Origin of the sequence: Pseudomonas quasicaspiana (assembly GCF_021147825.1) — a bacterium.
Taxonomy (GTDB): Bacteria; Pseudomonadota; Gammaproteobacteria; order Pseudomonadales; family Pseudomonadaceae; genus Aquipseudomonas; species Aquipseudomonas quasicaspiana.
Map to the genome: position 1 here is coordinate 1 of NZ_JAGTPI010000063.1, position 20,325 is coordinate 20,325.

Here is a 20,325-nt window from a genome sequence, read left to right on the forward strand (position 1 = left end):
CCACCAAAAAAATCTGTGTGTGTTTGTCTGGTGGGCGTGCCTCGCGGCGTACACCCCCCCGCACCCCCCCCCGCCGCCGTGTATCGCGAGCAAGCTCACTCCTACAGGGAATTGCATTTCAATTCGGTTGAATGCGCCTCAAACAAGCTTATTCACCGTTTTACCCGCCCCTTTCCTCGGCGAACTCTGCTCTTTCATCGCCGCGATTTCCCGCGCTGCCTGGGCCTGGTCGAACGAACCATCCCATTTGGCAATCGCGATGGTGCCGATGCCATTACCGATCAGGTTGGTCACCGCCCGCGCTTCGTTGAGGAAGCGGTCGACACCCAGCAACAATACCAGGCCCACCAGCGGGATATCGCCAATGACCGACAGCGTTGCGGCCAGGGTGACAAAGCCTGCACCCGCAACGCCCGCCGAACCTTTCGATGTCAGCAACAACACGCCTAGCACCACCAGTTGATCCATTAAGGTCAGCGGCGTGTTGGTTGCCTGCGCCACAAAGATCGCCGCCATGGTCAGGTAGATACAGGTGCCATCGGAGTTGAAGGTGTAGCCCGTTGGCAAGACCATACCCACCACCGACTTTTTGCAGCCCAGTTTTTCCAGCTTGACCATCATGCGTGGCAACACGGCTTCGGTTGAGCAGGTCCCGAGGGTGACGAGGATTTCATCTTTGAAGTAGCGCAGGAACTGCAACAGCGGCAAGCCCGACCAGCGCGCCACACTGCCCAGTACGACAACGATGAAGAACAGCGTCGTGACATATAGGGCGATGATCAACTGCCCCAACGACATCAGTGTGCCGATGCCGTACTTGCCGATGGTGAATGCCATGCCTGCGCCCGCACCCAGAGGAGCGAGTTTCATGACCATCGCGACAATGCGAAACAGGGTTTGCAGGAGCAGATCGATGACGTTGACCAGCGGCTTGCCGGTTTCACCCAATTGCACCAGCGCAACGCCCATCAATACCGAGACCAGAATCACCTGCAACATCGCGCCTTTGGCGAACGCATCGAACAGTGTGGTAGGGATGATGCCGAGGAAGAACTCGATCACACCGCCCTGCGCCGCAGCCGCCTGGGTGTAGCCGTTGACCGCGCTGGCATTGAGGCTGTTGACGTCGATATTCATCCCGACGCCTGGCTTGAGGACATTGACCACGACAAGGCCGATAACCAGCGCCAACGTCGATAACACCTCAAAGTAGATCAGCGCCTTGCCGCCAATACGGCCGACCTCCTTGATGCTGCCCATTTTGGCGATGCCGACCACCACGGTGCCGAAAATGATCGGCGCCAGCAGCATTTTGATCAGTTTGATGAAGCCATCGGCGAGGGGTTGCAGCTTTGCGCCGATGTCAGGAAGGAAGAAACCGATGGCACCGCCAATGACGATACCGATCAGCACCTGGACATACAGCTGGCCGTACCAGCGTGTAGGTGTGGGTGTGTCGTTCATGAGAACCTCGATCTTGTTGTTGTATGAGGAATTAGATTTGGTACTTCCCTGCAGAGCGAATGAGGACTGTGGGAGCGAGGCTTGCCCGCGATAAGAACACCGCCGATTTCAGGCCCATAGCGTCAAGCCTTATCGCGGGCAAGCCTCGCTCCCACAGGTCAAAATTCACTGCGAAAAAGAGGGAGTTCAGGCCAACTCGCCCAGCTCGCGCATCACGGCGTACAGCGCAGACTTGGCTTCGAAACCGACGCCCGGGATGTCCGGCAAGCCGACGTAGCTGTTCTCGACTTTGATGCCGTCGGCGAAACCACCAAATGGCTGAAACACGTCGGGATAGGATTCGTTGCCGCCCAGGTGCAGGCCTGCTGCGAGGTTCAGCGACATCTGGTGGCCGCCATGGGGGACGACTCGGCGCGATGACCAGCCCAGTTCTTTCATCACGTCGAGGGTGCGCAGGTATTCCACCAGCCCGTAAGACAGCGCGCAGTCGAACTGCACAAAGTCGCGATCAGGGCGCATGCCGCCGTGGCGCAGCAGGTTGCGGGCATCCTGGTGGGAGAACAGGTTTTCTCCGGTCGCCATGGGCAGGTCATAGTGGTTGGCCAGTTCAGCCTGAAGCGCGTAATCCAGCGGATCGCCCGCCTCTTCGTACCAGAACAGGTTGTAGGGTTTGATGGCCTCGGCGTAGGCAATCGAGGTTTTCAGGTCGAAGCGACCGTTGGCGTCCACGGCCAGACGACGGCCATCGCCCACCACTTCCAGCACGGCTTCGATTCGGCGGATGTCTTCGTCCAGCGGTACGGCACCGATTTTCATCTTCACCACGTCGTAGCCGCGGTCCAGATAACTCTGCATTTCAGCCTTGAGCTTGGTTTGGTCCTTGCCCGGATAGTAGTAACCGCCTGCCGCGTAGACCCAGACTTTGTCATCGGCGACACCGTCGCGATAACGATCAGCCAACACGCGATAAAGCGGTTTGCCTTCAATCTTCGCGACTGCATCCCACACCGCCATGTCGATGGTGCCGACTGCCACCGAACGCTCGCCGTGGCCGCCTGGCTTTTCGTTGGTCATCAGGGTTTTCCAGATGGCGAACGGGTCGAGGTTGTTGCGCTCGTGGTCGATCAGGCTCTCGGGGTCTGCTTCGGCGACACGTGCCAGAAACCGGTCCCGCATCAGCGCGCCCTGGCCGTAACGCCCGTTGGAGTTGAAGCCATAACCGATGACCGGTTTGCCATCGCGAATTACGTCGGTGATGACGGCAACAACCGAGCAGGTCATTTTCGAAAAGTCGATGTAGGCGTTGGCAATGGGCGATGCGATAGAAACGGTTTTCTCGCGAATGTCCACGATGCGCATGGGATGAGTCCTCTCTGATTATTAGGTTGTTGCCGATGCCAGAGAACTCTAGGGCTAGCGGCCCAGGCGCAGCCAATGCTTATAATCGAGCACCTCATGCACAGGTGGCATCGCCCATGGAACTCGCTTGGCTGGAAGACTTTGTCGCACTGGCAGAACTGGAAAACTTCTCTCGTGCGGCTGACTCACGCCATGTCACCCAACCGGCGTTCAGCCGCCGGATCAAGTCGCTGGAAAACTGGATGGGCGTTGAGTTGTTCGAACGCACCACCCATGGTGCGACCCTGACCGACGTCGGCAGGCAGATGCTCGGTAACGCGCAGGACATGACCCGCCGCCTGCACCAAATGCGTCTGGATGCGCGCGAGTTGGCAGGCAAACAGTTGCGCACGCTGTATTTCGCGGCGACTCATTCACTGTCTTTCACGTTTTTTCCCGGCTGGATCCGGAGCATTGAGCGTGAAGCGCCCATCGAAGGCGTACGCCTGCATTCGGACAACATGCGCTCCTGCGAGCAAATGCTGCTGAATGGAGAGGTGCAGTTCCTGCTTTGCCACCATCACCCGGACGTTCCGCCACGATTTGCCAGTGAGCAGTTTCTGGGTAAAGCAGTGGGCCTTGATGTGCTCCTGCCCCTGCGCGCACCGGGTCAGCGCAGCGGGGAACCCAATCAACCGCTGGATTATCTGGGCTACACCGCAGATTCAGGGCTGGGCAGGATCATCAACTGGCGTCTCAACCGTTCGCAGCCCGAGCCGCCCCTGCAAACCCTGTTCAGCTCCCACCTGGCGGCGGTGCTGCTGTCGATGGTGCAGGAAGGCAAAGGCATGGCGTGGTTGCCACGCACATTGGCTGAGTCTGAAATGAGCCAAAACCGGCTGGTTCGGGCCCTGGAAGAAACCTGGGACATCCCCGTGGAAATCCGCCTGTTCCGCGCCCGCACGCCGCTGAGTGATTTTGCCGAGGCGTTCTGGAGTGGGTTGGGGTAGCGCCGGATCCTACGATTCATCGGGGTAAATGGGGACCAACTGTGGGAGCGAATTTATTCGCGAAGAGGCCAGTACAGCCGATATATTTTTATTGCCTGGCCTATCGCATTCGCGAATGAATTCGCTCCCACCGGTTCGCTGTGGCCAAGAGCATGAATTCGCACCCAGAGATTTGGTTTGCCTGAATTCACGCTAAAAACCCTTCCGAAGATTGACGTTAAGATCAAGCTCATGATGGCCCCGTGGGAGCGAATTCATTCGCGAAGAGGCCAGTACAGCCGATATGTTTTTATTGCCTGGCCTATCGCATTCGCGAATGAATTCGCTCCCACCGGTTTGCTGTGGCCAAGAGCATGAATTCGCACCCAGAGATTTGGCTTACCTGACTTCACGCTAAAAACCCTTCCGAAGATTGACGTTAAGATCAAGCTCATGATGGCCCTGTGGGAGCGAATTCATTCGCGAAGAGGCCAGTACAGCCGATATATTTTTATTGCCTGGCCTATCGCATTCGCGAATGAATTCGCTCCCACGGGATTTGCGCACGACTCAAGTCAACCGCGACCCAGTGGGACTGGCTTTAGCCGGTCCCACGTCAATTCATTGCCCCACCTCAGTTCCTGATCAACTGAGGTACTATCGACGGCTCTTTGTTGCCTGGGTGCATTTGCCGGATGTCTTCAACTGATTCCCTTCCCGCCGTTCTTGCCGGTCCGATTTTGCGTCGTCTTGAGCCTCGGCGTCTGGTGATGTGGCTGGTGGGTTCACGGCCGTTGACGTTGACGCTGCGCTTGCCAGACCGTGATTACCCGTTGAATAAACAGCAATGTCAGGTCGTTGCGGTAGGCCGCAGTGCGTTCATTCACTTGATCGACGTGCCACTGGATGACGCCCTGCCCTGCGATATCGCCATTGCCTACGATGTATTGATCGACGGCCAGCAAGGCATCGCTGAATGGGCACCGCATTTGCTGTACCCCGACCGATCCCTGCCGGATTTCGTACTGCGCAGCACCATCGAACAACTGCTCCATGGCTCCTGCCGCAAACCCCATCACGCTTCAGACGAAGGCCTGCTGTGCGCCGACCGGCTGCTGGCGGCCAACCCGGATGCCGAGCATCGCCCTGCGCTGTTGATGATGAGCGGCGATCAGATCTACGCCGATGATGTGGCCGGGCCAATGCTGCGCGCCATCCATGCGTTGATCGAGCGTCTGGGCCTGTTCCACGAGCGTCTCGAAGGTGCGATCGTCGACGACAGCGCCGAGCTCTACAACCATCCGGCCAGCTACTACAACCGCGCCGACCTGTTACCGGCACTGAAGAGCAACGACACCCTGCGTGAACGGTTCTTTGGCGGCGCGCGCAAACCGATTTTCACCAGCAGCACGGCCGACAACCATCTTGTGACGTTCTCCGAAGTGCTCGCCATGTACCTGCTGGTCTGGTCGCCAGTGCCGTGGACGTTGATCAACCCGACGCCTCCGGTTTTCGAAGCGGGTGAACAGCCTCGCTATGAGCAGGAACAACAACGTATAGACGCTTTTGTTGATGGTTTGGGGGGCGTTGCGCGGGTTTTCGCGCATTTATCCTGCCTGATGATCTTCGACGATCATGACGTAACGGACGACTGGAACCTCTCGGCAAAATGGGAAGAGACTGCCTACGGCCACCCGTTTTCCAAGCGCATCATCGGCAATGCGCTGCTGGCCTATTTGCTGTGCCAGGGCTGGGGCAATAATCCGGATGCCTTCCCTGATTTGCTGGAGCAGACACAGCACCTGGTCAAGCAAACGCCTGATGCAAACGGTTATCTGCAGAGTGAAACCCTGGATACGTTGATCACCCGGCTGCTGAAGTTTCAGCAATGGCATTACGTGCTGCCCACTTCCCCGGCACTGGTGGTGCTCGACACCCGGACCCGGCGCTGGCGCAGCGAATTCAACCTGCATCAGCCTTCCGGTCTGCTGGATTGGGAAGCGCTCAGTGAACTGCAACAGGATTTGCTCGATCACCCTTCGGCGATCATCGTTTCACCCGCGCCTGTATTCGGCGTGAAGCTGATTGAAACCGTGCAAAAGGTGTTCAGCTGGTGCGGTCATCCTCTGTTGGTCGATGCCGAAAACTGGATGGCGCATCGAGGCGCAGCGCAGGTCATCCTGAATATCTTTCGTCACTCACGCACGCCGGGCAATTACGTGATCCTGTCAGGGGACGTGCATTACTCGTTCGTCTATAAAATCCTGATTCGCCACCGGACCGCCAACCCGCATATCTGGCAGGTCACCAGCAGCGGTTTGAAAAACGAATTCCCGCAAAGCCTGCTGGACTGGTTCGACCGCCTGAATCGCTGGCTGTACTCGCCTCGTTCGCCACTGAACTGGTTTACCAAGCGACGCCTGATGCGCGTAGTACCGCGTATCCCAGAACACAGCAAAGCCGGTGAGCGACTATGGAACTCAGCGGGCGTGGGTCATGTGTTTTTCGATGCCGACGGCCGGCCAACCGAAATTTATCAGCTCAACGCCAACGGGCGTGAACCGACACGATTCATCGAGCCTGACGCTAACGCTTAGTCGCTGAAGGTTTTGATCAACGCGTCACGACCTTTGCTCGTGACGTTCAAGGCCCGGGAGTCGAGCTGTCGGGTAACCCAGCCGCGCTTGAGCATCAGTTCCAGAATGGCGGCACCCAGCGCGCCGCCGATGTGCGGTGAGCGCTCGCTCCAATCCATGCACGGATAAGCCAGCCGTCTGCGCTGGCCGCGCATGGCATCAACATCGACGCCCAGTTTGAGCAGTCGCTCGACGCCCTTTTCGGTGAGGGTGTAATCCTTGCCCTGCGCCTCGATCCAGTTAGCTTGCAGCAGTACATCATGAAGCCTGACCGCGACCTCACCTGCGCAGTGGTCGTAACAGGTTCGCGCATGACGCAGTGCTTCGGGCGTGCTGGGCTTGAAAGGAGTAGCGGGTTGGCCGGTAATCGACAGCAGCGACTCCAGAGCTCGCGCCACACGGCTATTGGCCAAGCGATAGTAACGATGCCGCCCCTGCACCAGTTGCTCGACCAGCCCGTGCTCGCGCAGACGCGAAAAATGATTGCTGGCCATGGAGGCTGTCACGTCGGCTACCGCAGCCAGTTCGGTGGCGGTACGCGCCCGACCGTCGAGCAGGCTGCACAACATGCGCGAGCGAGCCGGATCAGCAATGGCACCCGCGACTTCGGCGAGCGAAACCTCCGCGCATTCGACATCCATAGTTCAGCCATCCCTGAAGCATCGTTTTAGGCGCTCATCATACTGAGGTTCACAGCACATTTAGGGATTGAGTCATGAAGCAACCGGGTTTCTTTGGCAGCAAAGTCGTGGCTGCCACGTTTGTAATGGCTGTGTTTGGCTGGGGTATTGGATTCTACGGACCACCGATTTTCTCTATGCCGTGTTACAGCGCACTGACTGGTCGGTGTCACTGTGCTCGGCGGCAGTGACGTTGCACTTTCTGGCGGGCACGCTGGTGATCGTCAATCTGCCCCGTCTCTACAAACGCTTTGGCCTGGCCCGCGTCACGCTGGCGGGCTCCATCGTCCTGGCGTTTGGCGTGTACGGTTGGGCAGTGGCGGATCAGCCTTATCAGCTGTTTATCGCGGCGCTGCTCAGCGGTTTGGGGTGGGTGACCATGGGCGCGGCAGCGGTCAATGCGGCTATCGCGCCCTGGTTTGTCAGCAAGCGCCCCGCCGCGTTGGCCATGGCTTACAACGGCGCGAGTATTGGCGGAGTGATTTTTTCATCGGCGTGGGTTTACCTGATCAGTCAGCTTGGCTTTGGTCAGGCAGCGCTGTGGGTGGGTGGCCTGTCGGTCAGCGTTATTGCGCTGCTGGCGTTCAAGGTCTTCGCCTTGCGCCCGGAACACTTGGGGCAATACGCCGACGGTGCTGACCAGCCGCTTGCCGATGCAATCAACCCAGCCGTATCAGCCTCGAGTTCGCTGTGGCGCAATCGGCAATTTTTGACCCTGGCAGCGGGCATGTCGCTGGGCTTGTTTGCGCAGATCGGATTGATTACGCATTTGTTTCTGGTGCTGGTACAGCATCTGACAGAACAACAAGCGGGATTGGCGATGGGTTTGGCAACGGCCAGTGCCATTGCTGGCCGGACGCTGGTCGGCTCGTTCATGCCCGCACAAGCAAACCGACGCAATGTGGCGTGCCTGAGTTATGGCGTTCAATTGCTGGGCTGCATCGTAATGCTCGGCGTTGACCAGGCTCCAGGGCTGGTCTGGCTGGGTGTGATCCTGTTTGGCGCAGGCATCGGCAACGCGACTTCGCTGCCGCCACTGATTGCTCAAGCGGAATTCCCGCGCCAGCACGCCCAACGCGTCGTGGCCCTGATCGTCGCGACGGCGCAAGGCTGTTATGCGTTTGCTCCGGCGATTTTCGGGGTGGTGAAGTCGTTGAGTGGTGAGGCGAATAGCGGAGTATTGATATTTACCTTGGCGGCGGCGATTCAAGGGCTGGCGATAGTGGTTTTGCTGGTTGGGAAGGTCGGGCCGATCAAGCAATCACACTAGCTTGAATTGGAATGCTATCCCTGTGGGAGTCGCCCCGGTGTCCCTGACACCACGCGGTCGCGCAGCAAACACGGACCCTGTAGGAGCGCGCTTGCCCGCGATTCGGTCTGTCAGTCGATGAATATATTGCCTGTGCTGACGCGATCGCGGGCAAGCCTCGCTCCCACATAGGACGCATTTCCACCCAAGAATCTCATCATTCATTCAATCGATAGTCACCATCAAAATTCGCAAGTTCTGCTTTTTTCGGCAAAGGAGGAGGATAGCCACATGCCGAACCGCCTGTGAGGAATACGCGATGAGAGTTTCTACCCTGCTGACGCTTGTCGCCGTATTGACCGGCGGTGCTTTTGCTCCTGCCTTCGCCGCCGGGCAAGCGACTTGCCATTTACAACCGGTCGCAGACAGCAACACCGGCTTGCAGCATTCACAGTCGGTGGGTGTGCTGTACAGCGAAAACACAATCAGCACCCTTCAATACCTTGAGCAATACCATTCAGTTGCTTTGAATGGCGCGAAGAACAACGACCTGGATTCAAGAATTCGCGAAGCCTTCGTCAATAGCTCCGATCCAAAACTGGCCATCGACTGGCTGAAAGGTTCGCTGCAGAAAGAATTCGCCTCGGTGACTGTCTACGACAACCTTGATGCGCTGATGCAGGCCAGACCTGACGTTGTAGTGATGCTCGACACTTACAACCGCCTGGTGACCCAGCGTAATACTCAGGTTGAAGCGCGGTTTGTCGCCAAATTCTATGACGCCAACCTGCAATACATCGGCAAGGCCGAAGGTTATGGCGGCGAGGAAATGACTTCTGTGTGGGTGCATGACAAGGCTGCCGCTGAAATCGCCGCGCAGATTGATCAGCAACGTGTGCTGCAAGTGAATGCGTTGAAGCAGTTCGATGCTTCGCTGAAGGCGCTGGTGATTTCGGGGCAGGTTGCGGCTAATTGAGGAAATGGGCCCACACAGCTCGACAGACACACTCAAACCCTGTGGGAGCGAATTCATTCGCGAAGACGTCAGCAGCCTCAACATCTTCTTTGACTGACACTCTGCTTTCGCGAATGAATTCGCTCCCACAGGGTTTTGTGTACACCAGATTTATTGCAGGGACCCCGCCACCGCCCCGCGTATCGCATCCAGCAACATAGCAAACGCCGGATTGTCATTGTCCGAACGCCAGATCAGGTGCAGTTCGCTTTGCACGCCCTCCCCAAGATCGATGTCGCGAAACGTCACGCCCTTGAACACCACGCTTGCTGCACAGCGGGGCACCAGCGCCAGGCCCATGCCGGCGTTAACCAGTGCCAGAATCGTCAGCGACGACCCCAGCCATTGCACGTACTGCGGCGCCACCCGTGCCGAACGGAACATGCCGGTCAGCAATTCGTTGAACGGCGGATAAGCGGCGTGGGAATACATCAGAAACGGCTCGGCATCCAGATCCGACACTAACACCGTTTCAGCAGTAGCCAGCCGATGAGTACTGGGCACCGCCAACACAAACGGCTCACGCACCAGGCACTCGGTGGCAAACCCTGGCTGCAGCAAGGGTGAACGAACAATCCCCAGATCAATGCGCCGCGCCCGCATGGCTTCGTGCTGCTGATAGGTGTTCATTTCTTCAAGCGAGATTTTTACCTGCGGCTGTTTGAGCCGCGCTTCGGCAATCACCTTGGGCAGAAACTCATACACCGCGCTGCCGACGAAGCTGATGGTCACCGAACCGATATCCCCTTCAGCAAAGCGCTTGGCGGATGCGGCAGCTTGCTGGGCGCGTTCCAACAGGTTCTGCGCCTCCACGAAAAACGCCCGCCCTGCCGCCGTCAATGCCACGCTGCGAGTGCTGCGGGTAAACAGCGCCACTCCCAGATGATGCTCCAGCAACTGAATCTGCCGACTCAAGGGTGGCTGGGTCATATTCAGGCGTTCAGCGGCGCGGCGAAAGTTGAGTTCGGTGGCGACGGTGGTGAAACAACGCAGTTGGGCAAGCTCAAACATTGATTCATTCCAGGTATCAATCAAGTGCCAATCTAGATTAGACCGGAACAAAGACTGCGTCCATGATCGACTCGTCCCCAAAAAAATAATGATCGGGAGTCGCCTCAGTGAACACAGTCCAAAGTCCGACGGACGCCTCAGCGCTTGCCCGGGCAGCCGCCAAGGTCAAGCGCCACGTCCTGCCCCTCTTCGTCATCATGTTCATCGTCAATTACATTGACCGGGTGAACATCGGCTTCGTCCGTAGCCATCTGGAAACCGATCTGGGCATAGGCGCAGCCGCTTATGGTCTGGGTGCCGGGCTGTTCTTCGTTGGCTACGCGATTTTCGAAGTCCCTTCCAACATGCTGCTGCAACGTTACGGCGCTCGCGCATGGCTAACGCGGATCATGTTCACCTGGGGCGTGGCGGCAATGGCCATGGCTTTCGTGCAAGGTGAAACCAGTTTCTATGTGCTGCGTTTTATCCTAGGCGCGGCTGAAGCGGGCTTCTTCCCCGGCATCATTTATTACTTCACGCAGTGGTTGCCCGGCGCTGATCGCGGCAAGGCCATGGCGATCTTCCTCAGTGGCTCGGCCATCGCATCAGTCATTTCCGGGCCGGTATCGGGCGCGCTGCTCAATGTCAGCGGGCTGGGCATGCACGGCTGGCAGTGGATGTTCCTGATCGAAGGCTTCGCCTCGGTGGTGCTCTGCGCGTTTGTCTGGTTCTGGCTGCAGTCGCATCCCAGCGAAGCCAAATGGCTCAGCACTGAAGAAAAAGACGCGCTGATTGGCGCCATTGCTACGGAGCAGCGTGAACGCGAAGCCTCACAGACCATCAAGCCGTCGATGTTCAAACTGCTGGCCGACAAACAGATTGCGCTGTTCTGCTTCATCTACTTTTCCATCGCTCTGACCATCTACGGCGCCACGTTCTGGCTGCCGAGCATGATCAAGAAGATGGGCAACATGGGCGACTTCCAGGTCGGCCTGTTCAACTCGATCCCGTGGATCATTTCGATCATCGCCATGTACGGCTTCGCGGCCATGGCCAGCAAATGGAAATATCAGCAGGCGTGGGTCGCGGTGACATTGGTGATCGCCTCGTTCGGCATGTTCATGTCCACCACAGGCGGCCCGGTCTTCGCGTTCGTCGCCATCTGCTTCGCAGCAATTGGTTTCAAAGCGGCCTCGGCACTGTTCTGGCCAATCCCGCAAGGTTATCTGGATGCGCGAATCGCTGCGGCAGTCATCGCTCTGATCAACTCCATCGGCAACCTCGGCGGCTTCGTTGCGCCCACTGCGTTTGGCTTCCTTGAGCAAACCACCGGTTCCATCGAAGGCGGTTTGTATGGCCTGGCGATTACTTCACTGGTAGCTGCAGTGGTGATCTTCTTCGCCCGCACCAAGCCTCGCGGCGATGCGCCAAGTGTGTTGGGCGGCAAGCCGGAAGACGACGACACGAAAAAAAACATGAATAAGCCTCAAGCCCTGACATCGGGAGCAGCCTCTTGAAAATCAAACGCGTAACCGTCACCCCAATCGCCTTTCGCGACCCGCCCCTGCTCAACGCCAGCGGCATTCACGAGCCTTTTGCGCTGCGCTCGATCATTGAAGTTGAAAGCGATAACGGGCACATCGGTTTGGGCGAAAGCTACGGCGATGCTCCAGCGCTGGCGATCCAGCAGCAACTGCAGAGCCAGCTGATTGGCCTTGATCCGTTCAATCTCAACCAGCTACGCACTATTGTGCAGGCGACCGTGGCGGCCAATAAACCGGCGAGCATTGCCGGTGCCGAACTGGCCCCCGGCTCCCACGCCAGCAAAGCGGTAAGCAATGCCTATTCAGCTTTTGAAGTCGCGTTTCTGGATTTGCAGGCGCATTACCTGAACGTACCGCTGGTGGATCTGTTGGGTGGTGCCATTCGTGACGAGATCCCCTTCAGCGCCTACCTGTTCTTCAAGTATGCCCAGCATGTAGATTCACCCTACAAGCCGGACAACTGGGGCGAGGCGCTGAGCGAGGAGCAGATCGTTGCCCAGGCTCGGCGGATGATCGAGGAATACGGATTCAAGAGCATCAAGCTCAAAGCCGGCACCCTGCCACCTGAGCATGAAGTGTCCTGCATCAAGGCGCTGAAAAAGGCTTTCCCGGGCTATCCATTGCGCATCGACCCTAACGGCAACTGGTCGCTGGAAACGTCGATTCGCATGGCCGAATTGCTGGGCGACGATCTGCAGTATTACGAAGACCCAACGCCAGGTCTTGAGGGCATGTCCGAGCTGCACAAACGCACCGGTTTGCCGCTTGCTACCAACATGGTGGTGACGGATTTCGATGAGTTCCGCCGCAGCGTCGCGCTCAACAGTGTGCAGATTGTGCTTGCTGATCACCATTACTGGGGCGGCCTGCGTGACACGCAAGCGCTGGCAAAAATGTGCGACACCTTCGGGCTCGGGGTGTCGATGCACTCCAACTCGCATTTGGGCATCAGCTTGATGGCGATGGCGCATGTAGCGGCGTCAGTGCCGAATCTGGATTACGCCTGCGACACCCACTACCCGTGGCAGGAACCGGACGAGGAAGTGATCAAGGGCGGCAAGCTGCCGATTGTCGACGGCTGCGTGAAAATCACCCGCGCACCGGGACTGGGGCTGGAGCTGGACCGGGATCAACTGGGCAAGCTGCATGACCAATACCTGACTTGTGGCATCCGTCAGCGCGATGACGTGAAACAGATGCAACGTTACAAGCCGGACTGGAAGGCGGTTAAACCGCGGTTCTGATCAACCTGATTTACCAGACAAACCTTTAGCCCGGACACTCCCCCTGTGCCGGGCTTTTTTTGTTTTGATTCCGTAGGAGCGCGCTTGCCCGCGATTGCGGCTTGCCAGACAACGAACAGGTTGCTGAACTGACGCTATCGCGGGCAAGCGCGCTCCTACAGTTAAAGGTGAACATCACGCCAACGCAGGCGCAGCCGCTCTTACATCCCGACGCGCCAGCACCAGGTAGAACGCGCCGCCCAGGAAGCACCCGGTAAACCACGCGAAGTTGGCGATGGGTTTGAACCAGGGCACGAAGGTAAACAGCAGACCGATCAGGGTCGCGGCCAGCAAGGCTTTGATAGCGACCGGGTTGAAGCCATTGGTGTACCAGTAACGGCCAGTTGGGGTGTCGTCGAACAACGCATCCACATCAATCTGCTGCTTCTTGATGATGTAGAAGTCCACCAGCAGGATGCCGAACAACGGCCCGATGAAGGCTGCCAACACGTCCAGGGTGTAGTGGATCACTTCCGGGTTGTTGAACAGGTTCCACGGCGTGATAAAGATCGAGGCCACAGCCGCAATCATGCCGCCTGCACGCCAGCTGATTTTGCTTGGGGCGCAGTTGGCGAAGTCGAAGGCCGGGGACACGAAGTTGGCCACGATGTTGATGCCGATGGTTGCGGTCACGAAGGCAAAAGCGCCCAGCAATACGGCAACGGTGTTGTCGATACGCGCTACGGTGGCGATCGGGTCGTGGATCATTTCACCGAACACCGGCAAGGTGCCGGAGACGATCACCACCGTCACCAGCGAGAACGCCAGGAAATTCACCGGCAAGCCCCAGAAATTTCCGCGTTTGACGTCAGCCATGCTTCGGCAATAACGACTGAAATCACCGAAGTTCAGGGTAGGACCGGAGAAGTAAGACACCACCAGCGCGGTTGCCATGACCACCTGACCGAATGCTTCCCAACCGCTCAGGGATTTTTCCGACAGGGTAAAGCTGATGTTGCTCCAGCCTGCTTTCCAGACGATCCAGCCAGCAAGAATGAACATGACCGCGTAGACCACCGGCCCGGCCCAGTCGATGAAACGGCGAATCGAATCCATACCGCGCCAGAATACGATGGCCTGTAGCACCCACAGGGTCAAAAAGCCCATCCAGCCCAGATAAGACAAACCGGCGAATTGCACCTGAGCGAGACTTTCCATGGACGGGAAGAAGCGCAACACCACGATAACCAGCGCGCTGGACGCCAGGTAGGTTTGCACCCCATACCAGGCGACGGCGATCAAGCCGCGAATCACTGCTGGAATGTTGGCGCCGAAGACACCGAATGCTAATCGGCAAATGACTGGATAAGGCACGGCGGCTTGCTGACTCGGCTTGGCGAGCAGGTTGGCAATGACCTGAATGATGCAGATCCCGACCAGCAAAGCGATCAACACTTGCCAACTGGCCAGGCCCAGCGCAAACAGGCTGGCGGCGAAGACATAGCCACCCACGCTGTGCACGTCGCTCATCCAGAACGCGAAGATGTTGTACCAGGTCCACTTCTGTTTAACCGGGCCAAGATCTTCGTTGTACAAGCGAGGGCTGTAGCCCTTTGGAATTTCTGGATTCATCGCACGCACTCTCCTCTGATCGATGCCGCTCCGGAGACTGCATACGGAGGCTGGCTTTATTTGTATACGATCTGAAAGGCATGATGCATGCCAAACCATAGGAATTGGCTCGCAGGGCAGGCAGTAGAGGCCTTATGCGAAATTGATCGATATCAATGAAAGCCAGCAAATGCGCGATTAAAGTGCATAGATGCGCACTGGCAGTGCATACAATCAGTGTTGCGACACACCAAGTGAGTGATGGCAAACCGTACAGAGTTTGTATACGATCAGCCTCACATTCACCGGTTAAAGCGGCCCTATGAATCCTCTCTTCCTAGCCAGTCCTGCCATGAGCGATTCGACGTTGAGTCGCGACGAACAGATTTATCAGGACATTCTTGAAGCCATCGTCGAGCACCGACTGTTGCCGGGCACCCGCCTGCCGGAAGATGCCCTTGCTGAAGTGTTTGCCATCAGCCGCACCGGTATTCGCAAAGTCCTGCAAAGGCTTGCACTGGAGCGACTGGTGACCTTGCGCACCAATCGCGGCGCGGAGGTCGCTCAGCCGACCGCTAAAGAAGCTCAGGATGTATTCGCCGCCCGCCAGTTGATTGAGCCTGCGTTAATGTCTGCCGTTGCGGAGCAGATAGATGCCGCGCAATTGAAAACGCTGCGTACGTTGGTGGATCAAGAACACCAGGCCCAGCGCGAAGGTTTGCACAGCCGGGCCATTCAATTGTCTGCGCGCTTTCACGTGCAGTTGATCGCACTGGCCGACAATCAGGTGCTGACCGAACAGGTTGCCCAGTTGACCACTCGTTCGTCTCTGATCATCGCTGTTTACGGCTCACGGCACAGTGTTGGCTGCGACTGTGGCGATCACGAGGAATTGCTCGGGCTGCTCGAAGAAGGCAAAGGCGCTTCGGCTGCGCAATGGATGGGCAAACATCTGGCAAGCATCCGCGCCAGCTTGCAGGTCGATCAGGTGACGCCGGTCGAGCCGGACTTCAAAACCATTTTCAAGCGTTGATCCGCGAGTCGAGCCATAAATGAAAATCCAGGTCATCAATCCCAACACCAGCCAGAGCATGACCGCCAGTATCGGCCGCGCCGCTCGTGCAGTTGCGCGCCCCGGCACAGAGATCATCGCCTGCTGCCCCGAGTCTGGCCCGGAATCCATCGAAGGCCATTTTGACGAAGCCATCGCGGCCGTTGGTGTGCTCGAGGAAGTTCGCAAAGGGGTTGCTGCAGGATACGATGCGCACATCATCGCCTGCTTCGGTGATCCGGGTTTGTTGGCCGCACGAGAGCTGGCGCGAGGCCCGGTGATCGGCATTGCCGAAGCCGCCTTTCATGTTGCCAGCCTTATTTGCACACGTTTTGCCGTGGTCACAACGCTGACCCGCACTCGAATCATTGCCGAGCACCTGTTGCGCAATTACGGCATGACCGAGCATTGCACCTCGGTGCGCTGTGTCGATGTGCCGGTTCTGGAACTGGAAAGCATGGGTGAGCAAGCCTTGGCAGAACGCATTGCCGAACAGGCGATACAGGCCCGGGATAACGAAGGTGCGGGGGCAATTATTCTCGGTTGCGGTGGCATGGCGGACTTGCCGGGGCTAGTCAGCGAGATGACCGGCTTACCAGTGGTTGATGGCGTCGCCGCAGCCGTGAAACTCGCCGAGGCTTTGGGTGAACTTGGGCTCGCTACCAGCAAACATGGGGATCTGGCCTTTCCGCTGGCCAAACGCTTTACCGGACGCTTTGCGCATTTCGGTCGTTAATCAATCCTGCTCTCGTCAGACAAAATGCAAACTACCTGATTGAAATACATTTCCTGTAGGAGCTGCCGAAGGCTGCGAAGCATTTCTCCTGATACACCGCGATCGCAGCCTTCGGCAGCTCCTACAGTTCGAATGTTTGCTACAAGACAGCGCAATGTCAGGAACACGGGCACGGCTCCTGTCAAACCAAATGCAATTACCTGACCTGAAATACATTTCTGTAGGAGCTGCCGAAGGCTGCGAAGCATTTCTCCTGATACACCGCGATCGCAGCCTTCGGCAGCTCCTACGGGTCCAATCTTTGCTACTAGACAGCGCAGTGTCATAGACAAGGGGACGGTGCCTATCAAACACCAATAAAGATATATCGATAGACCGTATCGATATAAGAAATCCCTAAAAACGTCGTTATGCTGCCCGCCAGTTTTTTCTGACAGTCGCCCTTTTTTGTTGTGGGAAGCAGTAATGGATTTTGGTGGTTTGGGGTTGGTGGTCGCAGGTCTTGTAGTGGGCTTCATCGTTGGCATGACAGGCGTGGGCGGCGGTTCGCTGATGACGCCTATTCTGTTGTGGTTCGGAGTCAACCCGGCTACCGCCGTGGGTACCGATCTTTTGTATGCAGCCATCACCAAGTCTGGCGGTGTGTGGGTTCATAAAAGAAACGACAACATCGACTGGAAGATCACCGGTTGGCTGACCATGGGCAGCGTCCCGGCGGTACTGCTGACGTTGTGGTTCCTCAGCTCTCTGCACGCCGCGCCCGATGCCATGAACGCTGTGATCAAGCAGGCCTTGGGCGTTGTTCTGTTGCTCACCGCCGCCGCGGTGTTCTTCAAGAAACGTCTACTGGCGTTCGCCCACAACCGCGCTGGTGGAAGCTATAACCCCAGCGGCAAGAGCCTGAATGCGCTTACGGTCTTCACCGGTCTGATTCTTGGCACCATGGTTGCCCTGACTTCAATTGGTGCTGGAGCGCTGGGCACCGTGGCGCTGTTCATCCTTTACCCCTTCCTCGCCACCCGACGTCTGGTCGGCACCGAAATCGCCCATGCCGTGCCGCTGACGCTGGTTGCAGGTCTGGGTCATGCCGGGATGGGCAACATGGACTGGAGGATTCTGGGCTTCCTGCTCCTGGGATCGTTGCCGGGAATTTATCTGGGCAGCCACCTTGCGGGCAAAGTGTCGGATGAAATTCTTCGTCCGTGCCTGGCGATCATGCTGGCGTTTATCGGGTACAAGCTGGTCTTCTGATTCACGACCTCTGTAGCAGCTGCCGCAGGGTGCGAATGGCGGTGTCAGGATAAATCCTTCGCAGCCTTCGGCAGCTCCTACAGAGAATGCATTTCAATCCATTAGCTTGCGTATTGTTTGATGAGAGCTGCCGCAGGCTGCGAACGCGATACACCGCCATTCGCAGCCTCGGGCTACCAGCGATAAATCACCGATCCAATCACACTTCGCTCATCGCCATACCGGCAGGTTGTGTTGCAGTACAGATATTTGCGGTCCGCGAGGTTCTGAGCCTTGGCGGCCACCTCCCAGTGCTTGCCGATTTCATAGCTGACCAGTGCGTCGACCAAGGTGTAAGCGCCTATCTTGCCTTCATAATCTGTCGGTGTAGTACGGGTCGTGCCGATGTAGCGGGCACCTGCAGCCACGCGCATTTGCGGAATACCGAATGCGCCCAGACGATAGCTCGCCCAGACGCTTGCGCTGTGATATGGAACACCTTCGATACGCTTTCCGACGTTAGTCGCCGTCTGATCTTCGATGACATGCGAATCGGTATAGGCATAGCCCGCTGTCAGCGTCAGGTTGTCAGTGGCCTCTGTCTTGGCTTCCAGCTCAAGCCCCTTGGAGCGGGTTTTACCGTACTGCACGTAGGTCGCACTGGCGGCATCGTAGCTGAGGGCGTTGTCCTGGGTGAGCTGATACACCGCCGCACTGAGCATTGTCTCGGTGCCTGGCGGCTGATAGCGCAGCCCCAACTCATATTGCTCACCTTCAAGTGGCGCGAAGGCATTGCCGAAAGCGGGGTTGCTGACACTGGCAGGCTGAAAGGACTGACTGTAGCTCACGTAAGGAGCCAGGCCGTTATCGGCGAGGTAGACCAGACCGATACGCCCGGTCGCCTTCTTGTCATTGCGTGACTGGCGGCTTTCATCAGCATGACTGGTAGTGCGGCTCTCGGCCCAGTCCTGTCGCCCACCCAGCAACAACACCCACTTTTCATCGAAGGTGATCTGGTCCTGCAGGTAAATACCTGACTGGGCACTGTGCAGATCCGAACCACTGTCTGCAGCAGTATTGGCGCCGACACCGGTATAAACCGGGTTGGCCAGATTCAATGGTGGCGCAAACTGCGCCAGCGTGCCGCTGATGTGGCGATGCGAATCATAGGTCTTATGGTAGTAGTCGACGCCCGCGAGCAAGGTGTGCTTCCACGATCCGCTCTCGAGGGTGTACTGCACGTTATTATCGGTCGTCCAGCCAGTCGAACGTTCGTCTCGCTCGCTGTAACGTCGAAGCAGATTAGAACCGACGATGGAGAACGGAATCAGATAATTCCAGTCTGTGTTCGCCTGAAAGTAACGCAGGCTGTGATTGACCTTCAGGTTCTCATTGAAATCGTGGCTGAACAGGTAACCCAGGGTATCCATACGGTTATTGAAATGGTCGTAGCCCGGTTCTCCGGTGAATTGATCACGGCCAATCTTGTACCCAGGCGTTGAACTGTAAGTCGTCATGCGATAGCTGGTGGGCGGGGCGAAGCCGGTATAGGTTTCCTGATGGCTGGCCAGCACCGTCAATGAGGTGTCGTCGTCGGGACGCCAGGTGATGGCTGGTGCAATGTAACGCCGATCATCATCAACGTGGTCGACCTGAGTATCACTGTCGCGCCATAAGCCGGTCAGCCGGTAACTGAACTGGCCCTGATCGTCCAGCGGGCCACCCAGGTCGAAGGTGTACTGGCGTCGATCATGGTTGCCGAACTCCACGCCAATTTCGTGCAAAGGCGTATCCGTGGGGCGCTTGCTGACGGTATTGATCATGCCACCCGGCGAGAGTTGACCGTAAAGCACCGACGACGCACCTTTGAGCACTTCTACGCGCTCAAGGCCGTAAGCCTCGACGCTACCGTCATACGGGTTGGACTGCAGCTTCATGCCATCACGAAGAATGCCGCCGGTACCCGCGCCAACGTTGAAGCCGCGCAGCGTGTAATCATCGGCAGTGCGGCTGAAGCCGCTCGGCTGACTGGTAAAACCGGGGGTGTATTTGAGCGCGTCAGAGAGGTTATCGCTTTTGCGCTGATCCATTTCGGCGCGGGTCACCACCGACACTGATTGCGGCGTTTCCAGCAACGATGCATCGGTCTTGGTCCCCACACTGCTACGCTGGGCAACGTACCCCGCTGGCTCACCGTTGCTGCCATCTCCCGCAATAGCGGCGTTGATGCTGGTCGCTTCAAGCGTCATGCCCTGACTCGGCACCGGCTGCACGCTTAGCGCCCCACTGGCCGTGACCTGCAGACGCAGACCGCTCCCCTGCAATGCACGCTCCACCGCCGAGGTAGCGCTCATTCTGCCGTTCACTGGTGCGGAAACCCGTTGGGCAACATCAGTGGGTATGAACAGAATCTGCCGCGAGCTTTGCTGACCGATTTGAATCAGGGTGTCAGTCAATGGCCCGGCAGACAAAGAGAAGTCATACAGTGTTTCAGCAGCCTGAACGCTTACCGAGGTGGCGATCGCCAGGCTCATGAACAACGGAGTAAAAAGTGATGGACGCATGAACA

14 protein-coding genes and 1 pseudogene are annotated in these 20,325 nt (G+C 57.6%); 9 read left to right on the plus strand and 6 right to left on the minus strand.

Translation table 11 applies throughout. The features are described 5' to 3' along the window. Positions 1-138: 138 nt before the first annotated feature. Both dctA and KDX30_RS24935 read right to left on the minus strand, forming a co-directional pair. On the minus strand, positions 139-1,464 hold the full coding sequence (dctA, locus tag KDX30_RS24930) for a C4-dicarboxylate transporter DctA (protein WP_231677770.1): 1,326 nt from the start codon (positions 1,462-1,464) through the stop codon (positions 139-141). A gap of 186 nt (positions 1,465-1,650) precedes the next feature. Next, positions 1,651-2,823, minus strand: a complete 1,173-nt coding sequence (locus tag KDX30_RS24935; RefSeq protein ID WP_027902090.1) for a mandelate racemase/muconate lactonizing enzyme family protein — start codon at positions 2,821-2,823, stop codon at positions 1,651-1,653. A 116-nt stretch (positions 2,824-2,939) separates the two neighbouring features. Between KDX30_RS24935 and KDX30_RS24940 the strand changes: the two genes are divergently transcribed. Together KDX30_RS24940 and KDX30_RS24945 are read left to right on the plus strand one after the other, a co-directional pair. Next, the gene (locus tag KDX30_RS24940; RefSeq protein ID WP_231677771.1) at positions 2,940-3,812 is read left to right on the plus strand and encodes a LysR family transcriptional regulator; all 873 of its coding nucleotides are present in this window, start codon (positions 2,940-2,942) and stop codon (positions 3,810-3,812) included. Between the two features lie 674 nt (positions 3,813-4,486). Continuing rightward, positions 4,487-6,388 carry a metallophosphoesterase family protein gene (locus KDX30_RS24945; protein WP_231677772.1) on the plus strand — a complete coding sequence of 634 codons (1,902 nt, stop codon included), beginning with the start codon at positions 4,487-4,489 and terminating at the stop codon, positions 6,386-6,388. Here KDX30_RS24945 and KDX30_RS24950 read toward each other — a convergent pair. Further along, the gene (locus tag KDX30_RS24950; protein WP_231677773.1) at positions 6,385-7,068 is read right to left on the minus strand and encodes an ArsR/SmtB family transcription factor; all 684 of its coding nucleotides are present in this window, start codon (positions 7,066-7,068) and stop codon (positions 6,385-6,387) included. The genes KDX30_RS24945 and KDX30_RS24950 overlap by 4 nt on opposite strands. A gap of 74 nt (positions 7,069-7,142) precedes the next feature. Between KDX30_RS24950 and KDX30_RS24955 the strand changes: the two are divergent. Both KDX30_RS24955 and KDX30_RS24960 read left to right on the plus strand, forming a co-directional pair. Further along, positions 7,143-8,377 (plus strand): annotated as a pseudogene (locus tag KDX30_RS24955) (MFS transporter). Between the two features lie 298 nt (positions 8,378-8,675). Further along, a complete protein-coding gene (locus tag KDX30_RS24960; protein ID WP_231677774.1) occupies positions 8,676-9,332 on the plus strand; it encodes an ATPase in 657 nt (218 codons plus the stop codon). 150 nt (positions 9,333-9,482) lie between these two features. On the opposite strand, the gene KDX30_RS24965 is transcribed toward KDX30_RS24960, so the two are convergent. Continuing rightward, the gene (locus KDX30_RS24965) at positions 9,483-10,382 is read right to left on the minus strand and encodes a LysR substrate-binding domain-containing protein (protein WP_231677775.1); all 900 of its coding nucleotides are present in this window, start codon (positions 10,380-10,382) and stop codon (positions 9,483-9,485) included. Between the two features lie 107 nt (positions 10,383-10,489). On the opposite strand from KDX30_RS24965, the gene KDX30_RS24970 reads away from it, so the two are divergent. Together KDX30_RS24970 and KDX30_RS24975 are read left to right on the plus strand one after the other, a co-directional pair. Next, positions 10,490-11,878: an MFS transporter gene (locus KDX30_RS24970; RefSeq protein WP_027902083.1), complete on the plus strand. Its 1,389-nt coding sequence runs from the start codon at positions 10,490-10,492 to the stop codon at positions 11,876-11,878. Continuing rightward, positions 11,875-13,149, plus strand: a complete 1,275-nt coding sequence (locus tag KDX30_RS24975) for a glucarate dehydratase family protein (RefSeq protein ID WP_231677776.1) — start codon at positions 11,875-11,877, stop codon at positions 13,147-13,149. The genes KDX30_RS24970 and KDX30_RS24975 overlap by 4 nt, the downstream gene beginning before the upstream one ends. A gap of 174 nt (positions 13,150-13,323) precedes the next feature. On the opposite strand, the gene KDX30_RS24980 is transcribed toward KDX30_RS24975, so the two are convergent. Then, positions 13,324-14,760 (minus strand): NCS1 family nucleobase:cation symporter-1, encoded by a 1,437-nt coding sequence (locus KDX30_RS24980; protein WP_027902081.1) that lies wholly within the window; start codon positions 14,758-14,760, stop codon positions 13,324-13,326. A gap of 301 nt (positions 14,761-15,061) precedes the next feature. Between KDX30_RS24980 and KDX30_RS24985 the strand changes: the two genes are divergently transcribed. From KDX30_RS24985 to KDX30_RS24995, 3 genes are all read left to right on the plus strand, one after another. After that, entirely contained in the window at positions 15,062-15,772 is a 711-nt protein-coding gene (locus KDX30_RS24985; RefSeq protein ID WP_231677777.1) for a GntR family transcriptional regulator, read from the plus strand. Between the two features lie 19 nt (positions 15,773-15,791). Then, positions 15,792-16,526 carry an aspartate/glutamate racemase family protein gene (locus KDX30_RS24990; protein ID WP_231677778.1) on the plus strand — a complete coding sequence of 245 codons (735 nt, stop codon included), beginning with the start codon at positions 15,792-15,794 and terminating at the stop codon, positions 16,524-16,526. Between the two features lie 465 nt (positions 16,527-16,991). Next, a complete protein-coding gene (locus KDX30_RS24995) occupies positions 16,992-17,777 on the plus strand; it encodes a sulfite exporter TauE/SafE family protein (protein ID WP_231677779.1) in 786 nt (261 codons plus the stop codon). 173 nt (positions 17,778-17,950) lie between these two features. Here KDX30_RS24995 and KDX30_RS25000 read toward each other — a convergent pair whose 3' ends face one another. Further along, positions 17,951-20,320, minus strand: a complete 2,370-nt coding sequence (locus KDX30_RS25000; protein ID WP_231677780.1) for a TonB-dependent siderophore receptor — start codon at positions 20,318-20,320, stop codon at positions 17,951-17,953. Positions 20,321-20,325 lie beyond the last annotated feature (5 nt).